15 protein-coding genes, 1 pseudogene and 1 riboswitch are annotated in these 19,721 nt (G+C 38.1%); of the genes and pseudogenes, 11 read left to right on the plus strand and 5 right to left on the minus strand.

The window, feature by feature from the left end; genetic code table 11:
- Positions 1–100 precede the first annotated feature (100 nt).
- The 6 genes from ACIQAA_RS12075 to ACIQAA_RS12100 all read left to right on the plus strand — a co-directional run bounded on the left by ACIQAA_RS12075 (position 101) and on the right by ACIQAA_RS12100 (position 8,347).
- Positions 101–1,120 carry a Gfo/Idh/MocA family protein gene (locus ACIQAA_RS12075; RefSeq protein WP_402619429.1) on the plus strand — a complete coding sequence of 340 codons (1,020 nt, stop codon included), beginning with the start codon at positions 101–103 and terminating at the stop codon, positions 1,118–1,120.
- A 91-nt stretch (positions 1,121–1,211) separates the two neighbouring features.
- Positions 1,212–1,391: a hypothetical protein gene (locus ACIQAA_RS12080; RefSeq protein ID WP_402619432.1), complete on the plus strand. Its 180-nt coding sequence runs from the start codon at positions 1,212–1,214 to the stop codon at positions 1,389–1,391.
- Positions 1,392–1,467: 76 nt separating this feature from the next.
- Positions 1,468–2,238, plus strand: coding sequence for a sugar phosphate isomerase/epimerase family protein (locus ACIQAA_RS12085; protein ID WP_402619434.1), 771 nt, complete (start codon positions 1,468–1,470; stop codon positions 2,236–2,238).
- On the plus strand, positions 2,235–4,010 hold the full coding sequence (locus ACIQAA_RS12090) for a glycoside hydrolase family 2 protein (protein ID WP_402619437.1): 1,776 nt from the start codon (positions 2,235–2,237) through the stop codon (positions 4,008–4,010). Before ACIQAA_RS12085 ends, ACIQAA_RS12090 begins: the two co-directional genes overlap by 4 nt.
- A 23-nt stretch (positions 4,011–4,033) precedes the next feature.
- Positions 4,034–7,180 (plus strand): alpha-mannosidase, encoded by a 3,147-nt coding sequence (locus tag ACIQAA_RS12095; protein WP_402619440.1) that lies wholly within the window; start codon positions 4,034–4,036, stop codon positions 7,178–7,180.
- 81 nt (positions 7,181–7,261) lie between these two features.
- The gene (locus ACIQAA_RS12100) at positions 7,262–8,347 is read left to right on the plus strand and encodes a GNAT family N-acetyltransferase (protein ID WP_402619443.1); all 1,086 of its coding nucleotides are present in this window, start codon (positions 7,262–7,264) and stop codon (positions 8,345–8,347) included.
- A gap of 144 nt (positions 8,348–8,491) precedes the next feature.
- Here the strand turns inward: ACIQAA_RS12100 and ACIQAA_RS12105 are convergent, their stop codons facing one another.
- Positions 8,492–9,286, minus strand: coding sequence for a sugar phosphate isomerase/epimerase family protein (locus tag ACIQAA_RS12105; RefSeq protein WP_402619445.1), 795 nt, complete (start codon positions 9,284–9,286; stop codon positions 8,492–8,494).
- A complete protein-coding gene (locus ACIQAA_RS12110) occupies positions 9,283–10,371 on the minus strand; it encodes a Gfo/Idh/MocA family protein (protein ID WP_402619448.1) in 1,089 nt (362 codons plus the stop codon). Before ACIQAA_RS12110 ends, ACIQAA_RS12105 begins: the two co-directional genes overlap by 4 nt.
- Before the next feature lie 125 nt (positions 10,372–10,496).
- Here ACIQAA_RS12110 and ACIQAA_RS12115 point away from each other — a divergent pair, with 125 nt between their 5' ends.
- Together ACIQAA_RS12115 and nagA are read left to right on the plus strand one after the other, a co-directional pair.
- Complete coding sequence (locus ACIQAA_RS12115) at positions 10,497–11,324, plus strand: helix-turn-helix domain-containing protein (RefSeq protein WP_402619450.1); 828 nt, start codon at positions 10,497–10,499, stop codon at positions 11,322–11,324.
- A gap of 148 nt (positions 11,325–11,472) precedes the next feature.
- The gene (gene nagA / locus ACIQAA_RS12120) at positions 11,473–12,624 is read left to right on the plus strand and encodes an N-acetylglucosamine-6-phosphate deacetylase (RefSeq protein ID WP_402619453.1); all 1,152 of its coding nucleotides are present in this window, start codon (positions 11,473–11,475) and stop codon (positions 12,622–12,624) included.
- A 240-nt stretch (positions 12,625–12,864) separates the two neighbouring features.
- Here the strand turns inward: nagA and ACIQAA_RS12125 are convergent, their stop codons facing one another.
- From ACIQAA_RS12125 to ACIQAA_RS12135, 3 genes are all read right to left on the minus strand, one after another.
- The gene (locus ACIQAA_RS12125) at positions 12,865–13,638 is read right to left on the minus strand and encodes a phytanoyl-CoA dioxygenase family protein (protein ID WP_402619456.1); all 774 of its coding nucleotides are present in this window, start codon (positions 13,636–13,638) and stop codon (positions 12,865–12,867) included.
- Positions 13,639–13,722: 84 nt separating this feature from the next.
- On the minus strand, positions 13,723–15,228 hold the full coding sequence (melA, locus tag ACIQAA_RS12130) for an alpha-glucosidase/alpha-galactosidase (protein ID WP_402619459.1): 1,506 nt from the start codon (positions 15,226–15,228) through the stop codon (positions 13,723–13,725).
- 143 nt (positions 15,229–15,371) lie between these two features.
- A complete protein-coding gene (locus ACIQAA_RS12135) occupies positions 15,372–16,244 on the minus strand; it encodes an AraC family transcriptional regulator (protein ID WP_402619462.1) in 873 nt (290 codons plus the stop codon).
- A gap of 416 nt (positions 16,245–16,660) precedes the next feature.
- Between ACIQAA_RS12135 and ACIQAA_RS12140 the strand changes: the two are divergent.
- The 3 genes and pseudogenes from ACIQAA_RS12140 to ACIQAA_RS12150 all read left to right on the plus strand — a co-directional run.
- Positions 16,661–16,887 (plus strand): annotated as a pseudogene (locus tag ACIQAA_RS12140) (transposase); the annotation flags it as partial.
- A gap of 154 nt (positions 16,888–17,041) precedes the next feature.
- Positions 17,042–17,160, minus strand: a riboswitch (SAM riboswitch).
- Positions 17,161–17,565: 405 nt separating this feature from the next.
- Positions 17,566–19,503 carry a lasso peptide isopeptide bond-forming cyclase gene (locus ACIQAA_RS12145; protein WP_402619464.1) on the plus strand — a complete coding sequence of 646 codons (1,938 nt, stop codon included), beginning with the start codon at positions 17,566–17,568 and terminating at the stop codon, positions 19,501–19,503.
- Positions 19,504–19,517: 14 nt separating this feature from the next.
- Positions 19,518–19,643, plus strand: a complete 126-nt coding sequence (locus tag ACIQAA_RS12150) for a paeninodin family lasso peptide (protein WP_402619467.1) — start codon at positions 19,518–19,520, stop codon at positions 19,641–19,643.
- Positions 19,644–19,721: the final 78 nt, after the last annotated feature.

Genomic DNA, 19,721 nt, shown 5'->3' on the forward strand with positions numbered 1-19,721 from the left:
AGGAAGTGAGGGGATAAAGCAGCTAGTTTGTTTTTTCCCCTGACTTCTATGAAATTAACATACTATTAAATAAAATCAACATGCAAAAGGAGGTTACTCAATGGTAAATGTTGCTTTATTAAGTAAATGGCATGTTCATGCTGACGATTATGCACATCAAGCAAATCAAAATAAACATCTGGAAATCAAAGTAGTCTGGGATGAAAATGCCGAACGTGGGAAAGAGTGGGCAAGAAAGCTCGGTGTTCCTTTTGAACAAGATTTAATGAAGGTTTTATCTAACCCGGAGATTGAGGCAGTCATTGTAGATACGCCAACAAACCTTCACAAAGAGATCATACTTCTTTCGGCAAAAAATAAAAAACATATTTTTACTGAAAAAGTACTGGCTTTTACGGTGGAAGATTGTAAAGAGATTTATGAGGAAGTCCAAAAAAACAATGTAAAATTGATGGTTTCTTTGCCCCGGCTAACTGAAAATTACTATTTATATGCCCAGCAAGTTATCGATGAAGGGTTATTAGGGAAACTGACTTATATTCGCTGTCGATTAGCACATAATGGTGGTGTTCCCTTTGAGGGAAATCCAAACGGATGGCTTCCTAAACACTTTTTTAATAAAGAGGAATGCGGTGGTGGTGCATTTATTGACCTAGGGGCGCACCCGATATATTTAACCAATCGCCTTGCAGGACCAGTAAAAGCTGTGACAGCTAGGTTACAAAAACAATCTGGCTATGAAGTGGATGATAATTCCGTCGCTATTATTGAATATGAAAACGGTGCTTTAGGAACGATCGAAACGGGATTTCTTTCAGGACGCAGCCCTTTCCAGCTGGAACTGTATGGGACTGAGGGAGCTTTATTAATAGAAGATAATAAGATTCGCTTAAATTCTAAACAGGCAGGTGAGGGATGGAATGCCCCTGAAAGGCTGCCAGACGCACTTCCGATGCCGATGGAGCAATGGGTAATTTCAATCATTGATGAAACAGTACCAACCATTACGGATACTGATGTTCAAGGGTTAACGTTAATCAATCAGGCAGCAATGCTATCTCAGGATCAAGGCCGAAGAGTGGAGATAGCTGAAATTATAATAGATAAACAAAGAGTTTGAATCGGAGGAAAAGAAAAATGGGGAACACATTAAGAGTAGGGATTATCGGAGCGGGCGGCATCGCAAAGCATGCACATATTCCAAACTATTAATGGGTTATCCAGAACCGGATACCGTGTTTGGTGTAACCTATCAGAAACCATGTTTAGAAGATACAACACCATTAAGTACCGCTAAACAAGGCGTCTATCTCCAACAAATCATCAACGGTCTATACGAATCAGCAGCCAAAAGTGAGGCTGTCAAATTAAGTGAACATGTTCAAGTTTAACTGAAAATTATAAAAATAAGGGGCGGCAGTTATTCCATTAAGTCGCCTCTTATTTAATAAATAGGGGGAATTTCCATTGAGTAAAATTGGCTTGCAATTATTTTCTGTGTGGAAGGATGCCGAAAAAGATTTTTTAGGAACGATCCAAAAAGTGGCAGAGCTTGGATACGAAGCAATCCAATTTGCGGGCTTTTATCATACTCCAGCTGACAAACTACAAAATGTATTAAAAGAAAATGGAATTTTAGTTGCAGGGGCACATGTAGGGATCGAGAAGCTATTAGATGATGAATTAAAGAGGACATTTGAATACAATATTGCAATTGATAATAACTTACTTATTTGTCCTGCACTTCCAAAGGAAATGAGACAGACAGCTGATGATTATAAGAAAACAGCAGAGACACTGAATCAAATTGGTGAAACATGTAAAATGGCAGGTTTTACTTTTGGCTATCATAACCATGCATTTGAATTTGAACAGTTTGGAAGCGAAACGGGATTTGATCTGCTATTTGGTCACACAGACCCTGATTTAGTGAAAATGGAATTAGATTGTTATTGGGCTAGCTTCGCGGATCAAGACCCGTTAGAAATCATTCAAAAATATAAAAGTCGTATCGTGTCCCTGCATATTAAAGATATGAAAATTGTTAATGGTAAAAAGACTGGTATTGAAGTAGGAAGAGGCCATCTTGATTTTGCTTCACTTATAAAGCTTGGGAATAAAGTTGGTGTTAAGTGGTTCACGGTTGAGCAGGAGGAATTTGAACGGGATCCTTATGAAAGTCTTTCGATTAATGTAGACACTCTTAAACAAATAATGTGCGAGGAGAAAATTCGATGACTAATATGATTCCTAGACCGGAATATCCAAGACCTAATTTTAAACGAAATGAGTGGTTAAATCTAAACGGACAATGGAACTTTGAATTTGATGATCGTAATATTGGTTTAAAAGAAGAGTGGTATGTAAATCATGATTTTCAACAAGAAATTACGGTTCCATATGCATTTCAATCGAAACTAAGCGGAATTCATACAAGTGAGTTCCATGATGTTGTTTGGTATGAAAGAACATTTATGATTCCGGAAAAGTGGCGGGGGAAACAAATACATCTTCACTTTGGTGCCGTTGATTATCGTGCAGCTGTCTGGGTCAATGGAAAGTTTGTTACTTCTCATGAAGGAGGGCATACATCGTTTTTTACTGATATAACAGATACTTTAATAGACGGATTAAATAAAGTTGTTATAAGGGTAGAAGATGTATCAACCGACTTGGAGCAGCCACGTGGAAAACAATACTGGGAGGAGGAACCTGAAGGGATATTTTATACCCGAACAACCGGCATTTGGCAAACGGTATGGTTGGAGCCAGTAAATCACTCTTTCATTGAAAGAGTAAAACTAACACCCAACATCGATACAGGTGAAGTAACGGTTGAATATCTTATTCAGAATCAATCAGAAAAACAAGAGCTAGAAATAGAAATCTATTCTCAAGATTTAGTTGTTGCAAAAGAGTCTTGTAAAGTAAATCTTGTTCAACGCAAGAATAAACAAGTGGTTTTGTTGAAGGATTTCGAGAGCGGTAACGGAAAACTTTGGAGCCCGGAACAACCATTTCTTTATACAATTAAACTCTGTTTAAAAGTAGAAAATGAGATTGTTGATAAAGTTGAAAGCTATTTTGGGATGAGAAAAATTTCTATTAATAAGGGAAAAATTGAATTAAACAATAAGCCTTATTATATGAAACTGGTTCTAGATCAAGGATATTATCCTGCTAGTCTACTAACCGCCCCAACGGATGAAGATGTAAAGAGAGATATCGAATTAACGAAAGAAATGGGATTTAACGGAGTGAGGAAACATCAAAAGGTCGAGGAGCCTCGTTATCTATATTGGGCAGATCACTTAGGAATTCTTGTCTGGGGTGAAATGGCTAACAGCCATACGTTTACCGACAAAGCCATAAAACGGATTTCGTCTGAATGGCAGGAAGCAATAGAACGCGATTATAATCACCCTTCTATTGTTGCTTGGGTACCTATTAATGAAAGCTGGGGTGTTCCTCAATTAAAAAGGGAGCCACGTCAAGCGAATCATTTAGTAAGTTTGTACTATTTAACAAAATCATTGGATCAGTCGCGTCTGGTTATTTCAAATGACGGATGGGAACACACCGTTTCAGATGTCTTAACCATTCATGACTATGAAGGTGAAAAGGAAGTTTTAAAAGAAAGGTATTCCAAGCTTGAAAATACATTACAGTTTACACCTGCAGACCGTTTTTTATTTGTCCCTAGCTTTCATTATAAGGGTGAGCCCATTATGGTTTCGGAGTTTGGCGGTATTGCCTATCAGAAAAGTGAATGGCAAGGATGGGGCTATACATCTGCCTCAAATGATCAAGATTTTATCGAGCGATATTATCATGTTGTTTCTAGTTTGCTGGAATCACCGCTCGTTCAAGGATTCTGTTATACCCAAATTACAGATGTCGAACAGGAAATTAATGGTCTTTTAACCTATGACAGAAAGCCAAAGGTTGACCTTAGCATAATTCGTGAAATCAATGAAGGTAAAAAGCTTACGTTTACTGGGAAAGACTAACCCTGAATCAAGGAGTGTTAAGGTTGTATTTTACAGTTGAAAAGATTGAGAAATACTTAGCAGAATTGAAGAATTATATATACAAAGACACAAAAGATATCCCTGTTTTTCGCTATAAAGAGTGGGAATTTGGTGATGAAGATAAAGAAGCGTACAAACCTGACTTTGATGATCAGAACTGGACAAACTTCCAGCTAGGAGATTTCTGGGGTGGGTATGATAAATCTGCTTGGTTCCGGACCACGATCCGAGTCCCTAAGGACTGGAAAAAAGAACGATTGGTTCTGCATTTCTTGGTTGGCCCGCGTGATGGCGGCGGCTCAACGGCTGAATCATTGTTATATGTAAATGGCACCCCATTACAAGGAATTGATGTTTGGCATGAGGAAGCATGGCTCCCGCCAGAGTTTCTTGAAAACGATGAGATTCATATTGCTCTAAAGGCATGGAGCGGGGTGTTAAATCCTCCTGATCGTCGAAGATTTAAAATAGCTAGGCTTGCATGTGTTGATGTTCCAACAGAAAAGTATTTTTATCTTGCTCATACACTCATAAATACAGTGAAGGTCCTAGATGAAAATGATTTTAGAAGAACGAAAATGCTTCAGCTAGTAAATGAATCGATATTAAAGGTAGATTTCATAAAGCCGGGTTCAGATTTCTTCTATCAATCTATCCAAGAGGCCTATGATTTTCTAAAAACAAAGGTGGATCAATTAGGTGAGATAGAAGAATTAAAGCCATTGGTTACAGCACTTGGACATTCACATATTGATATGGCATGGTTATGGCGCTTGGTTCATTCAAGGGAAAAAGCCTCAAGGACCTTTTCAACTGTCCTGCATTTAATGCGCCAATATCCTGAATACCGATATATCCATACATCGCCCCAATTATACAAATATTTAAAGGAAGATTATCCTGAAATCTTTGCGGAAGTTAAACAAAAAATTGCTTCTGGTGAATGGGAAATCACAGGCGGAATGTGGATTGAGCCAGACACCAATCTTCCTAATGGAGAGTCATTGATTCGCCAAATTCAATTCGGAAAAAGATTTATGAAAAACGAGTTTGGGGTCGATACGAGGGTAGTTTGGCTTCCAGATGTTTTTGGTTATTCATGGGCCCTGCCGCAAATTATGAAAAAAAGTGGAATTGACACCTTTATGACAACCAAAATTAGCTGGAATCAATATAATCGATTCCCATTTGATACGTTTAATTGGCGCGGAATTGATGGTACGGAAATTTTTACACATTTTATTACCACCCCTGAGGAGGGAGCAAGGGCCTATACGTATAACGGAATGGTGGAACCAAGAAGTGTAAAAGGAATTTGGGATGCCTATCAGCAGAAGGAAGTAAATGATGAGCTGTTACTAGCCTTTGGATGGGGTGATGGGGGCGGAGGGCCAACAAAAGAAATGATTGAAACCGCTCGTGCCATGAAAAACCTGCCGGGGCTGCCAAAAGTTCAAATGGACAAGGCAGAAGCCTATTTTGAACGTTTACAAGACCGCATGCAAGATAAATCTTTACCGGTTTGGGATGGAGAATTGTATTTAGAGTATCACCGGGGTACCTATACCTCGCAGGCATCCTTAAAAAAGGCGAATCGTAAAGCAGAATTCCTCTATCATAATGCGGAGTGGTTAAGTGCGCTTTCCGATTATTTTACTGGTAAGGAAAATTATCCACATGCAGCTTTAAATGAAGGCTGGGAAATGTTACTCCTAAATCAATTTCATGACATTTTGCCGGGCTCATCGATTCGTCAGGTAAATGAGGATGCACGGAGAGATTACCAAGCAGTGCAGACGATTGGAGAAAATGTTCTCAAAGAAGCAAAAGGATCTATCGAAAAAAACATTCAAACCGATGAGGAGGCAATTGTTGTCTACAATTCACTATCTTTTGAACGGGATGGTTTAATTGAATTACCTGTTTCTTCTACCTTAACAGAGACAACAACCATTGTTGATGAAGAAGGAAACACCTTGCCAGCTCAGGTAATCCAAGCTGAGAATAGCCAAAAGATACTACTCCAAGCTAAAAATGTACCAGCTCTAGGATACAAAACGTTTAAACTTGCTGAACAATCAGCTTCAGGGTCCAATCTTATTGTAACGAAGGAATATATTGAAAATGATTTTTACCAAATTCGTTTAAATGAAAAAGGTCAGATCATCTCTTTATTTGATAAGCGATTAGAAAGAGAAGTTATTGCCGAAGGAGCAAGGGGAAATGTCCTTCAGACATTTGAAGATAAGCCAATGAACTTTGATGCTTGGGATGTTGACCTGTATTATCAAGAAAAGATGCGTGAGATTGACCATTTAGCAGCAGTAGAGGTGCATGAGGAAGGTCCGATTCGCGGCAGTCTTAAATTAACTTGGGAATTCTATGATTCCACGATTACACAATTTATAACGGTTTATAAACATTCACCAAGAATTGACTTCAGTACTAAAGCAAATTGGCAGGAGAAACAAACATTAGTAAAGGTAGCATTCCCAGTAGATGTACGTTCAACAAAAGCAACCTTCGATATTCAGTTTGGTAATATGGAACGTCCAACTCATTGGAACACGAGCTGGGATCATGCGCGGTTTGAAGTAGTGGGACATAAATGGGTTGACCTTTCTGAAGGTGATTTCGGCGTTAGCTTATTAAATGACTGTAAATACGGCCACGATGTAAAGGACAATGTTATCCGCTTAACATTAATCAAGTCTTCTATTGAACCTGATGAAACAGCTGACCGCGGCATACATGAATTTACGTATAGCCTAATTCCACATAAAGGGGATTGGCGTGAAGGAAATATTGTGAAAGAAGCCTACCATTTGAATGTCCCATTATTTGCAAATGAACTAACTGCTAATGTTGAAGGGCACTTACCACCCTCCTATCAATTTGCCGAAATTGATAATGACAACGTTTTGCTCGAAACGGTGAAAAAAGCAGAGGATGATGACGCAATTTTGGTACGTTTCTATGAATATAAGCAATTTAGAAATAAAACAAATGTCTCATTTGCCAAAACCATAAAAAAAGCGATTGAATGCAACTTGATTGAAGAAGAAGTGAAGGCAGCAGACTATCTGGATCAGACACTTTCTTTCTCCATTTCACCATACGAAATTAAGACCTTTAAAATCTGGTTTTAACTTGGACTATCCACAGTTCGAATCGTCCTTGAAAAAAGCAGGGATGGGAAAAATGAAGATTACAATAAGTGAGTGGAGTAAATGATAGCAGAATTTAGATTACTAAAAACGGAAATTGAGTATAAACAAGCGATAACATTAGCTGACAAAACATTTCGGGACAATGAACAAATTTCAATGGGCAAAGCCTACCCCTTTGTATTTTCGCCTGAACTAAATCAATCATACGGTGCATTTGTAAATGGTGAACTGGTCTCCTTTATTGGCCTAGTTCCCTCTATTGTCCATATAGAAGAAGCAGAAATTCAAGCATATTCTATTGGGGCTGTGTGTACACACCCAAATCATCGTAAGAATGGCTATGCCAGTACGCTATTAAGTAAAGTTTTTGAACATGCGGAGCTGGCGGATGCATCTCTCTTATTCGTATCTGGAAACCTGCCGATGTATATGAAAGCAGGCTGTGCTTACTATGGAGAAATGAATAAATACAAAATACAAAAGGGGGAGCTGTCAACAGTAGAAGGCTGCTTTGTGAGAGAATCTCTCCCGCATGATAGGTTTCGTTTAAGAAAATTAGCCCATTCTCGTCGTGTGCATTTTGAACAAAGCATATTAGATTTTACAATCCTTAATCATGCAGAAGGATTTGCAAGCAATCATAAAATGAGGCATAAACTTTTGCTTGCTGAAGCGGGTAATGAACTAAAGGGATTTTTAATTTTGGGCGTTTCTTTTCCTTCTTCAAGTGACTCCCCAGCTCGGGTAATTGAATGGGGCGGAGACCCAAAAGCTATCCAAGCTCTATTAGCTGAATCCTTTCAGTATGGGATAACTTCTATAAAATGTTCCTTTCCTTCGTACGAAGTAGCACTTAATAGACTGCTTAACAACAGAGAGAAAACAGTAACGCCCTATCCAGGGACGATTAAAATAATTAATCTAGAATTGTTGTTGAAACAATTGGAGCCCTTCTTAAGGGGAAAAGTCGAAATAGAAGATATCGATGAAAATAATAAAAAACTTGTCTTTAATCAAAGATCAATGACATTGGACAACGCTTCTTTAGAAAGACTAATTCTTCAAGGAGCCCCAGACTTAGATTGTTATTTAAAAGATATTTTTCCAATTCCGCTTCCATTCCCTGAAGGGTTAAACTATGTATAGTGGAATGTTTGTATAAAACTGCCGGCAAAGGAATCATTAATTAAATCAAACAAAAAGGCGTGAAACCGTTTAGTTTGGTTTCCGCCTTTATTATGAAGAATATCTAATTGTGTTTACTTATTATCCGCTAATTTCACATGACGATTATGATAGAATATGCCTTAAATAATCGAGTGAACGCTCCACATCCTCCGTCATAGTTCGAACAGGCTGGGTGCTTTGTGGATGCCATAGTTCGAGTGCCAGCCAGCCGTTATACTTTGCAGCTGCTGAGGAATCGAGCAAGGAGACAAAATTAATATCTCCTTCAAGTAAGTCTTCAGTTGGTACATGCCCACGTTGATTACGTAAATGGAAGGCAAAGACTCGATCCGGATAGTCAGTTACCCACTCAATGGGATTGCAGCCAGATACATGTGCCCACCCAGTATCTATACATAGTCCAACATGCGGATCTGCATATTGGATGACCGATCTTAAGTCACCTTTGGCATTGTGATTGTCTGCCGCATGGTTATGCAGACAAACCTTTAAACCTAGGGAGGCAACAAGTTCGGATATACGAGTTAAGTTTTCACCCTGCTGTTTGAAATGATCTTCAGACTTAGGAATTATAGTTTTCCAACTGATAGGATCAGCATTTAGGAGTAAATCGGTTCCTTCTGCTGCTGCTAGGCGTTCAGCAAATGGTAAAATCGTTTGTTCCACTTCAAGGTCGTTGAAAGGTATATGTAAAGGGAGACCGATATAGGAGGCAGATACGGCAAGCCCAAAGGAACGTGCCAATTTTAGTTTTTCCGTATCAGCATCAATCTCGACAGCGTCTAGACCTGCTTCTGCACAAGCACGGAATAATTCTTTCCACTGTGGTTTTTTGCCATCCATTTTCCAGCGTTCTGTCCAGCCGTACATATTTGATGAAAATCCTTTGATGTTCAAAGTGTTACCCCTTTCTGCACCATATCAATCATTTGTTTTTGTCCGGTTTCTGCAGCAGTATAGATGGATGTTAGGCAGCGAAAATTATTCAGTGCTTGTTGATTGACGTTAGCATGTGAATCAAGGCCTTTCACTTTCCGATAAAAGTGAAGGAGTGGATTATCGAAAATAGTGTACTCACTTCTCGGACCAGTTTCTACCTGTTCCTCTACAATTTGCCCGTGCTTATCGTAACGAAGGAAGACTGGCTGCCTTGAATCAAATGGAGTCCACCTAAGTGAACCATTTGTACCCTCAATTTCTGCCCTTACATAACTCTCTCCATGCGCACATGAAGCGCGCTCGTAATGGACATGAATTGGATGGTTACCACTCCAGAAGGTCATAAAGGCGCCGACATGAGTTTCTACATCGAAGGGTGTATCCAAGGGGTCAATTTCTGTTTGGGGCTTTGCCGTCCATGCAGTATTGAATTCAATGGAGTTTGGATTGAGTATGTCATTCAAGGTGGCAAAGTCGTAAGGTCCCCAATCCATTAACACACCTCCGCCGCTTAATTTTGAATTTAAGAACCAGCGGCTTGCAGGCTGATATTCGATTCCTGAACGGCTTCGTTCCCATTTGTTAACAAACGTAACATGATAGATTTCACCTAGAGCTCCGGACTGGATGACTTTCTTTACCGCCTCCATGTGAGGCATGCCTTTAAAACGGACACTGCAGCATCCCAATAATCGGTTATGCTTTTCTGCAAGCTGGACCATTTCTTGAGCTTGAGCACCATTCATCGCAAGTGGTTTTTCACAAAGGACATGGCGACCAGACTCAATTGAAAGTCTTGTAGGATCAAAATGTGCCATCGGAGGCGTACTGATTATTACTATATCATCGTTCTGTGCTGTCTCGGAGCTCAGCATTTCATCCACATTTGTAAAGCCAATTGCCTCAGGGAATTGACTGCAAAATGCTTCGAGTGCAACAGGATTCGTATCAGCAACTCGCAATTGAATTGGTTCAGAAAGTTTTCTTGCCGCTTCCGCGTGTGTCCGGCCAATTACGCCCGCGCCAATAATATAAAGTCTCATATTGTTCACCTCTTTGATAAGTTTATGGTTTTACTCTACCATATCCAAAAATTGAAGTTCTCCTCCAATTAAGCTTAAAACTTATCATTTTGTACAAAGAAAAGATTGTTTAGGAGTTGTGAAAAATGTACGTAGAACACTTACGTTTACAGCGATCGTTTGCGTTTTGCCGTGTATGGGGGTCACATGAGGAGCATGATTTGCATGTCCATGATTGTTTAGAAATCGGGGTTGTCCTTAAAAATGAGCTAGAATATAGGTTTAACGAACATACCTACCTCGGCAGGCCTGGAGATGTGTTTTTATGCCGTCCATTCGAGCCGCACTGGAGTTTTGCTCAGTCTGATCAACCGTTCGAATGCATTCTCATCCTGTTCACACCGTCTGCTGTACGTAAAATCCCAGATGGAAATCAGCTTCTGAAGCCTTTCTATACAGCACGAGGAATACAGCCCTTTATCCCATCCAGCACTATTTTTGCACGAGCAATAAGGCAGGCTGCTGTATCTGCAATGGAAGACCAAGAAAAGGGAGAAAATCTTTGGGTGACCCGTCAATATATGCATTTAATTAATATTTTGCTGCAAGTGAATCAGTTTACTAAAGAATCTCAATCTGAAGATTATTTGGACATACCATCATCTGAAATTGTTGAAATTGTGGGGTACATGCTTGAAAATTATCAAAAGCCGTTAAATATTGAAACATTGTCCTGGCAGGCAGAAATGGGGAGAACAATGTTTTTTAATGAGTTCCGCAGGTTGACTGGACTTAGTCCAAATGAATTTCTTAACCGGCTGCGCCTACAAACCGCAATGGACTTCCTTCGTTCGACGAACAAGAGTATGATTGACCTTGCCTATGCAAGCGGATTTCAGTCTTTAAGTACCTTCAACAAACAATTTAAAAGATATACGGGGCGATCCCCTCGAGAGTATCGGCAGATGGAATAAGATTCATGTGGGCATAAGTGCAAATAAGATGTTTCAAATGTTGAAGTAACTTGGTTTGTTGGATAGACAAACCAAGTTTAGCAAGATACACTGAAAATATTAATTATGAAAGTTTTTAAACTATTAAAAATAAGGGGCTGTCAAATTCATGAGTTCTATTTTAATCCGTAATGTTCGTGTGATCTTCGATGATGAACCGAAGCTTGGATGCATACTTATTCGGAATGGGAAAATTGAATCGGTTCATACTGGCAACATGTGTTCAGATTTTTCAGCTGATTATGAAATTGATGGAAATTGCCAGTTGCTTATCCCAGGAATGATCGATGTACATATTCATGGAGCAGAAGGTTTTGACATGATGGACGGTACCATTGGCAGTGTGGAAGCAGTATCTAGAGCATGCGCAAAGACAGGCTGCACCTCCTTTTTAGCCACATCGGTTTCTTCCTCCTTAGACGACCTAATTAAAATGATTACCAATGTAAAAGAGCTGGCTGGCAGCGAACCTGGGGCTGAAATTATTGGCATTCATATAGAAGGTCCTTATCTAAATGTAAAACGAAAAGGTATGCAGAATGAGCAGTATTTAAGGCATCCAGATTTGGGAGAAATGAAAACCATCATGGAGAAATCCGGTTCATTGCTCCGCATGGTGACGCTGGCACCAGAGCTGCCAGGCGGCCATGAGATGATTTCCTTTTTAAAGGAGCAAGGGATCATTGCTGCTATTGCCCATTCTGATGCCACTTATGATGATGCGAAACAAGCATTTAAGAGTGGTGCCAGCCATGTTACCCATTGTTTTAATGGTATGCGGCCAATTCATCACCGTGATCCGGGTTTGATCTTAGCGGCTTTTGAAGAAAGCAGTGTTAGTGTTCAAGCAATCGTGGATGATGTCCATCTTCATCCAGCCATTGTAAGGCTTTTATACCGGGAAAAGGGCCCAAACAGAATGGTGTTAATTACAGATGCCCTTCAGGCGATGGGGATGGGTGATGGAACATACTTATTCGGGGGTCATAAAGTTAGCGTAATTGATGGAGTAGCTATGTTAGAAGACGGTACCCTTGCATCAAGTACAGTTACAATGAATGAAGCATTGGCAAAAACAGTTAAGTTGGGAATTCCTTTAAAGGACGCCGTTATGATGGCGACACAGACACCAGCAGATATACTGGGATTAGACAATAAAGGCAGGATTAATTCCGGTGCAGATGCCGACTTAGTGCTAATGAACGATCGTTTTGAGGTATTGTGGACAATGGTAAAAGGGCAAATGGTCTATCAGGCCTAAGCTTTGTTATGATGTCTTAATTGCGTAGCGTTATAGGACCATATTTTATTTTATTCAATTTTGTAAAATCTACCGTATTATCCTAGAAACTTAACACAAACCGGATGTGTCACCGTTATATCAGTCCATCTTCTAAATACAAATAGGGCTCAGTCTGACCGAAAACTGAGCCTGATAATACACTTTTATTTATTGTTTCTTAACATTATTATATTCAAATGTTCCTATAATATTTGGAAATTAACCAATCGTATACTTTGGTGTCACCTTATCAAAATGAGGATTTTCACCACTAACCATTAATCCCATTCCCCAATCAAAATGTGTATCTTCTACAGGGAAATCCGATGCATCACGATATTGAAATAAAACATTTCTGCGATTTCGTTCACTCTTGTTTACATCAGAACCGTGAATCGTTAAATAATTGAAAAATAATACATCTCCAGGTTCAGCTGGACAAGGTGTTCCACTAGAAATAGGATATTCCTTGTGATTCAAGTAGTGTCTCCCTACATGCGAAAGGGCTCCTTGTTTGTGTGACTTAGGGATGACACGCAAACAGCCGTTTTCTTCATTGCTTTCGTCTAAGTGGACACTTGCTGCCAACATGCTATGTTTTTCATGAGGAAAGTAAGGGTAATCTTGATGCATCGGAAAAGCAGCACCTTTTTCAGGTGGCTTGACTAGCATTTTTGAATGATGGAGTTGTACATTTGGCCCTATTAATTTTTTCAATATAGCAACCATATTTGCATGAGCTAGCGCATTTAAGAAAACAGAGTCATGATAATGAACGTTATGAAATCCCTTCAAAACGAGTCTTCTTATTTGTTCCTTTGGCAAATAATCACCGTCCCATGCGGCATTCTCATCCCTTTTTGCTTCAGCTGCTCGTCGAATGATATTGTCTATACTTTCTCGCATCGCTTCGACTTCTTGCATATTAAACACACCTTTAACTAATAAATACCCTTCTTCTTTGTAAAATTCTACATCATTTTTTTGAATCATCGTTATTCCCATCCCCCTTATTTCATAATTGTTTAATACTTAAATCCTTTAAAAGTAACGTCCACAATCCCTGTTTTATTCCATTTATTTCACTGCAGAAGGACGTTCCTTCGCTTTGTCAGATTCACCAGCATTCTTATTTGCTGATTCGCGGTTTTTAGCCATTTCTTCTACTGTTTTGACTTTGAGACGCGCTGCCCCTTTATTGTTCTTAGCTTGAATTGATTTTCCGGATTCTAATCGTTTTTTAGCATTTACGATTGCATCCTGATATTGTGGTAACCATTGTTCCTGTGCCACTAACATCTCATCTACAAGCTGATCAATTTCTTTCGGATTACACACTGCTCCTACTAATGGATCCATCATCATCGCTTGACGTAAGAGATTATCGTCTCCATGAACTGCTGCTTCCACTGAAAGGCGTTGAACTGTGATACTAGCATTACAAACTGCCGCACAGCCCAGTGGCAGCTCTCCTACAAGTGGCATACTAATACCATTTCGATCAACATATCCAGGGGCCTCGATAATGGAGTCATCTGGAAGGTTCGAAATGATCCCATTGTTAACGACATTAAAGTGTCCTCGGTATACTCTTCCTGTTTCTAGGGCTTCTAGAATATAGGATCCGTGTTCCTCACCACGATTTTCCTCTTTATATTCGCGAACAGGTTCTTTTATCCAGTTTGGAAAATCCATCTCAAACCAATTTCTGCCTTCTGTACAAACTCTTAAATATCCACCAGTCTCACCATTTATCCAGGTTCCAAGATCAATCCAATCGTTAATTTCTTCTGGACGCTTTCGGTACCATGGGACATATTCACTTAAATGACCATTTGATTCAGTGCTGTAATAGCCAAAACGTCTAAGCATATCAATTCGAACCTTTTCCGTTTTACTAAACTCCGGGTGATTTTCAAATCCATGGAGAAGCTTGTCTGTCATATCTTCACCATTGTGCTTTACTTGGATATACCATGTTTGATGGTTGATACCAGCACAGATAATATCAACTTCATGTTTCTCCAGACCAAGCACTTCAGCTATTTGTCGGTGTCCCCCTTGCACACCATGACAAAGTCCAATCGTCTTAACACCACCATATTTATTACAAGCCCATGTAATCATTGCCATCGGATTAGCATAATTGAGCAACAAACATTCACGGTCTGCGACTTCACGAATATCTTTACAGATATTAAGCATTTCATCTATTCCCCGCTGCCCGTACATAATTCCACCAGCACAAAGTGTATCTCCTACACATTGGTCTATGCCATATTTTAAGGGAATGTCGATATCATATTGAAATGCCTCTAATCCACCCACTCGTACCACCGAAAAAATATATTTTGCATGTTTAAATGCTTCCCTGCGATTGACTGTCGATTGAATTTTTATATTCAGGTTGTTTTCATCAATATCTCGTTGACATAGCTTTGTAACCATATCCAAGTTTTTAGGGTTAATATCAGTAAATGCTACCTCTATATTATGGAATTCTGAGACAGACAAAATATCCCTTAATAACCCTCTTGTAAATCCAATACTACCTGCCCCAATAAAAGCGATTTTAAATGTCAATGAGCCACTCCCCTTTGCAGATAATGGTAGATTACCATTTTTATCTTACCAAGCACCACGGAGAAAGCGTTATCAATATTGTAACCTCCTAAATCTATCGAAGTTTAAAATACTAACTTGTGTAATCTTTTCTTCAATGAAAATTATTTGGTAAGTGTATTTCGATAATCAACGGGAGTCTTACCAGTGTGCTTTTTAAAGAGCGTACTAAAGTACTGACGGCTGTTTATACCCACGTATTCAGATATCTCAGTTATGGGGATTTCAGTGTGGGCAAGCAGCATTTTAGCTTTTTTGATACGCAATGAAGTTAAATATTCCATCACCGTATTTCCCATTTCTGCCTTAAATATACGATGTAGGTAAACAGGATGTAGATTAACAACATTTGCAATATCCTTCACCTGAATTTCACAGTCATAATTTTGGTGAAGATAAGATAGGATTTGTTTGATATATAAATTAATTTGATAAGAATTCTGATTCTCATATTCAACGGTTAATCTGCCAATTTTAATAAATAGTTGAGAAAATAAGAGTTGAATCATCACCTTATTTTCTAGACTCCTCTCGTCTAACTCGAGTACAAGACTTTTTAGGATATGATAAATATCACTTGAATCTTTTAACAAAATATAAGGATACGCTTTTGAAAGGAACTGAGACAGCATACCATTCGTTCTAACAATTTCATTGAAAGATGGTGAAAATCCCTCGTTGTCTTTGTTTGTAAAAAGAAACTCTAAATTTAACATTCTACAAGGATTCTCTTTAGCTACTACCAAACGATGCTCAATTTTCGAATCAAGTAAAATTAAATCTCCTTTTTTCATGGTTACTGTTTCTGTAGCGGTTTCGACAACACATTTGCCCTCAATCACATACATAATCTCGATCTCATCGTGAGAATGAAACGGCATGTCAAAACCCTTCCATTGTTTAAAGTAATACTTTATAACCTTTGGATAATATTTATCATGAAGTAATTCACTAGAATAAAGGCTGTATGTATTCAAGCATTTTTACCTCCCCCGTACATGTAAATCTTTCTTCTAAAAACTTAAGTATATATTCTTACAATTGATTGACAATGGACAATGGACAGGTTTCATGTCCAATGGTCTTTCAACTGACTATCTTTCAATATTCACTTTATAAAACCTATATTCTCAATTTTAAGGCCAATTCCAAAAAATTGGTACGATGATCTTTTATTTATATCGTCATTGTAAAAAAATTATCTTCACTTTTTCTTTATTTCTTAAGGCAGGTTCTAATCCCCTAGGAAAACATAACAAATTTCTTGTTTTCTCCCATAGGTATTTATATAAATAATCACAAAAAAGACTGGCGACAAATCCGAAAAAATTCGGGTTTGCCGGCAGTCTTTTTTGTATAATTAAGGTACAAAGATTTTAATGAAGTGGATGAAATGCTTACCAAAAATACACAGATAAATCGTGACCAAATAGAAATGAGAGCTTTAGAGCAACTTGTACCACCGCAAACCATTTAGTTCGCAGGATCGAAGCTGCTATTGATTTTTCATTTATCTATTCACTCGTTCAAGATATGTATTCTTCTTCTTAACGGGGACGTCCGAGTATTGACACTGTAGTATTGATTAAGATGGCTTTCATCCAATATACCTTAGGTATTGGCTGATTGACGGTGTCTGTCACTGTATCACTTCTATTTCTAATTTGAGCTACTTTGTATCAATCTTATACACCATTTCCTTTATCCTCTTGTATAAAAACAAAAAAAGCCTTCCATAAGAAGACTTTTGGAGGCACGTTCGCATAAGTCATTCTCCTTATCTCACAAGTTAATAAGTAACTTGCAGGACTTAGCACCTTTTCAATGATAAAAAATGTAATTGAAGGTTGCTGAGACTTCAAGGGCCATTCCCTTAGCCTCTCTTGATAAGAAAGTATAATATTTAGACTATTTATAAAATTCACTACAGTTTTGCTGGTGTGTCAATTCCTTTTTGTTGTTACTTTAAACCGTTAAAACCTAATAGAAAAAAATTCTTTTAATATAAGGATTATATTCATTAAAAAATAGTTGACACTTAAAATGGGAGCATTTATGATAGGAATATCAGGTTGTTCTTTATTAAGAACTAATAAGAGTGGAATTAAAGGTTTTGCAATCATTATCATTCGTTATATCAATAATAATGACATATTTGTATTAATTGGGATTACTTTTAAGAATCCTACAATTTACCATGTTATGAGTGTTCATTTTAAAGAACATAAAAATATTAATTGAACTAAGTATAAAACATTATAGGATTAAACGTCATTGTAGAAGTGGCAGGAGGAAAAGATGAGTGCTATTGCTGGTATTTACCATTTAAATGATGAACCTATTAATCTTGAACATGGTTGGCGAATGATGAAAGAACTTGAAAAGTATCCAGCCAATGATGTTCAAACTTGGCATAGCAACAAAGTCTTTCTTGGCTGCCATGCACAATGGATCACTCCTGAATCTATAGGGGAACAATTGCCATTCTATGATTATGAGAGACAATTGGCCATTACAGCTGATGCAATCATTGATAATCGTGAAGTATTGTTTGAAAAATTGCATGTACATAAAGAAGATCGGAACAAAATCACTGATAGTCAGTTGATTTTACTTGCCTACCATAAGTGGGGGGAAGAGTCACCAAAGTTTTTGGTGGGAGACTTTGCCTTTATGATTTGGGATGAAAGGCAACATAAACTTTTTGGAGCAAGAGATTTTTCTGGAAGTAGGACACTTTATTATTCTCTTAAAGAACACCAAATTGTCTTTTGTACTGCTATAAAACCAATTCTCTCATTACCAACAATGGGGAAGAAAATTGATGAGCAATGGCTAGCTGAGTTTTTAGCGATACCGGTAAATTTTGAATCTGTAGATCCTTTTTTAACAGTCTATAAAAATATAGAACAGGTACCACCTTCTCACTCCATTTCTGTAGTTAATGGTAGAGTTTCCTTTTCAAGATACTGCAAACTAACTGAAGGAAATAAGCTAAAGTTGGACTCAGACGAAGAATATGAAGAAGCATTTCGTGAGGCTTTTGGAAGTGCAGTAAAGTCAAGAATAAGATCGTATCAAAAGGTTGGAGCACATCTTAGTGGAGGACTTGATTCAGGAGCAGTAGCTAGCTTCGCTGCAAAAGAGTTACGAAGTGATAATAAAAAATTGCATACTTTTAGTTATGTTCCTGTTGAAGACTTTGTTGATTGGACACATAAAAGTAGAATCGCGAATGAAAAAGCTTATATTAAATCCACTGTAGAGTTTGTTGGAAATATTAACGATCAATATCTGAGTTTTTCGGAAAGAAGTCCATTTACCGAAATAGATGATAGTCTAGATATCCATGAAATGCCCTATAAATTCTTTGAAAATACATTTTGGTTGAAGGGAATTTATGAACAGGCATCGCAACAAGGTATTGGAGTTTTACTTAATGGACAGAGGGGAAATTGGACGATTTCTTGGGGGCCTCTTTTAGACTACTATGCACTTCTGTTAAAAAAAATGAAATGGATCCATCTTTTCCAAGAATTGAACCTTTATAGTCAGAACATAGCTGTGAAAAAGTCAAGAATTATGACTGAAGTACGAAAAAAGGCATTTCCATCTTTTTATAGTTTAGTTCAAACAAAGGAACAATTTCATTTTCCTAAGATAATCAATCCAGGTTTCGCTCAAGAAACAAGAGTGTTTGACAAACTTCAAGAACATGGTATTGATATTTCAGCCTCGTTATCTCCAAGTGCATATGAGGTAAGACGCAGGCAGTTTGAACAGTTATATTATTGGAATTCAACTGGTACATACAGTTCTAAGTTATCACTGAAATATTCGATTTGGGATCGTGATCCAACAAATGATCTACGTGTTATTAAGTTTTGTATGTCAGTTCCAGAAGAACAGTATGTACGAAAAGGTTTAGACAGGTCATTAGTAAGAAGAGCTACCAAAAGTTTATTACCAGACAAAGTTAGGCTAAACCAAAAAACGAGAGGAGTTCAAGGTGCTGACGGTGTTCATCGTATGGCTCCTTATTGGGGAACGTTTATAGAGGAACTCAAACAACTTAGTAATGATCCAATTGTAGGAGAATATTTAGACTTACATGTAATTAAAGGGGCAATTGCAAGAATTGAAAAAGAGGCTCGTCCGGAATTCGCATTTGATTTTGATTTTCGAATATTAATGCGTAGTTTAATAGTTTCACGATTTATTAAAAATCTTACTTGAAAGGGGGTGATAGTATGAAAAAGGAATGGAAAGGACTTGAACTAGAAGTACTTAATATTAGTATGACAATGGCAGGACCTGGACTTAAAACTCCAGATGCAGTACAGCCTGACGTTGATGAAGTGGTGCATTACAGCTAATTTATTTATTAATACTTAAGGCTAATGTAATTGCCCTTATACAAATAAAAAAGTATGAGGGCATTTTCAAATTATTTT

This window comes from Neobacillus sp. NPDC093182 (genome assembly GCF_044754045.1).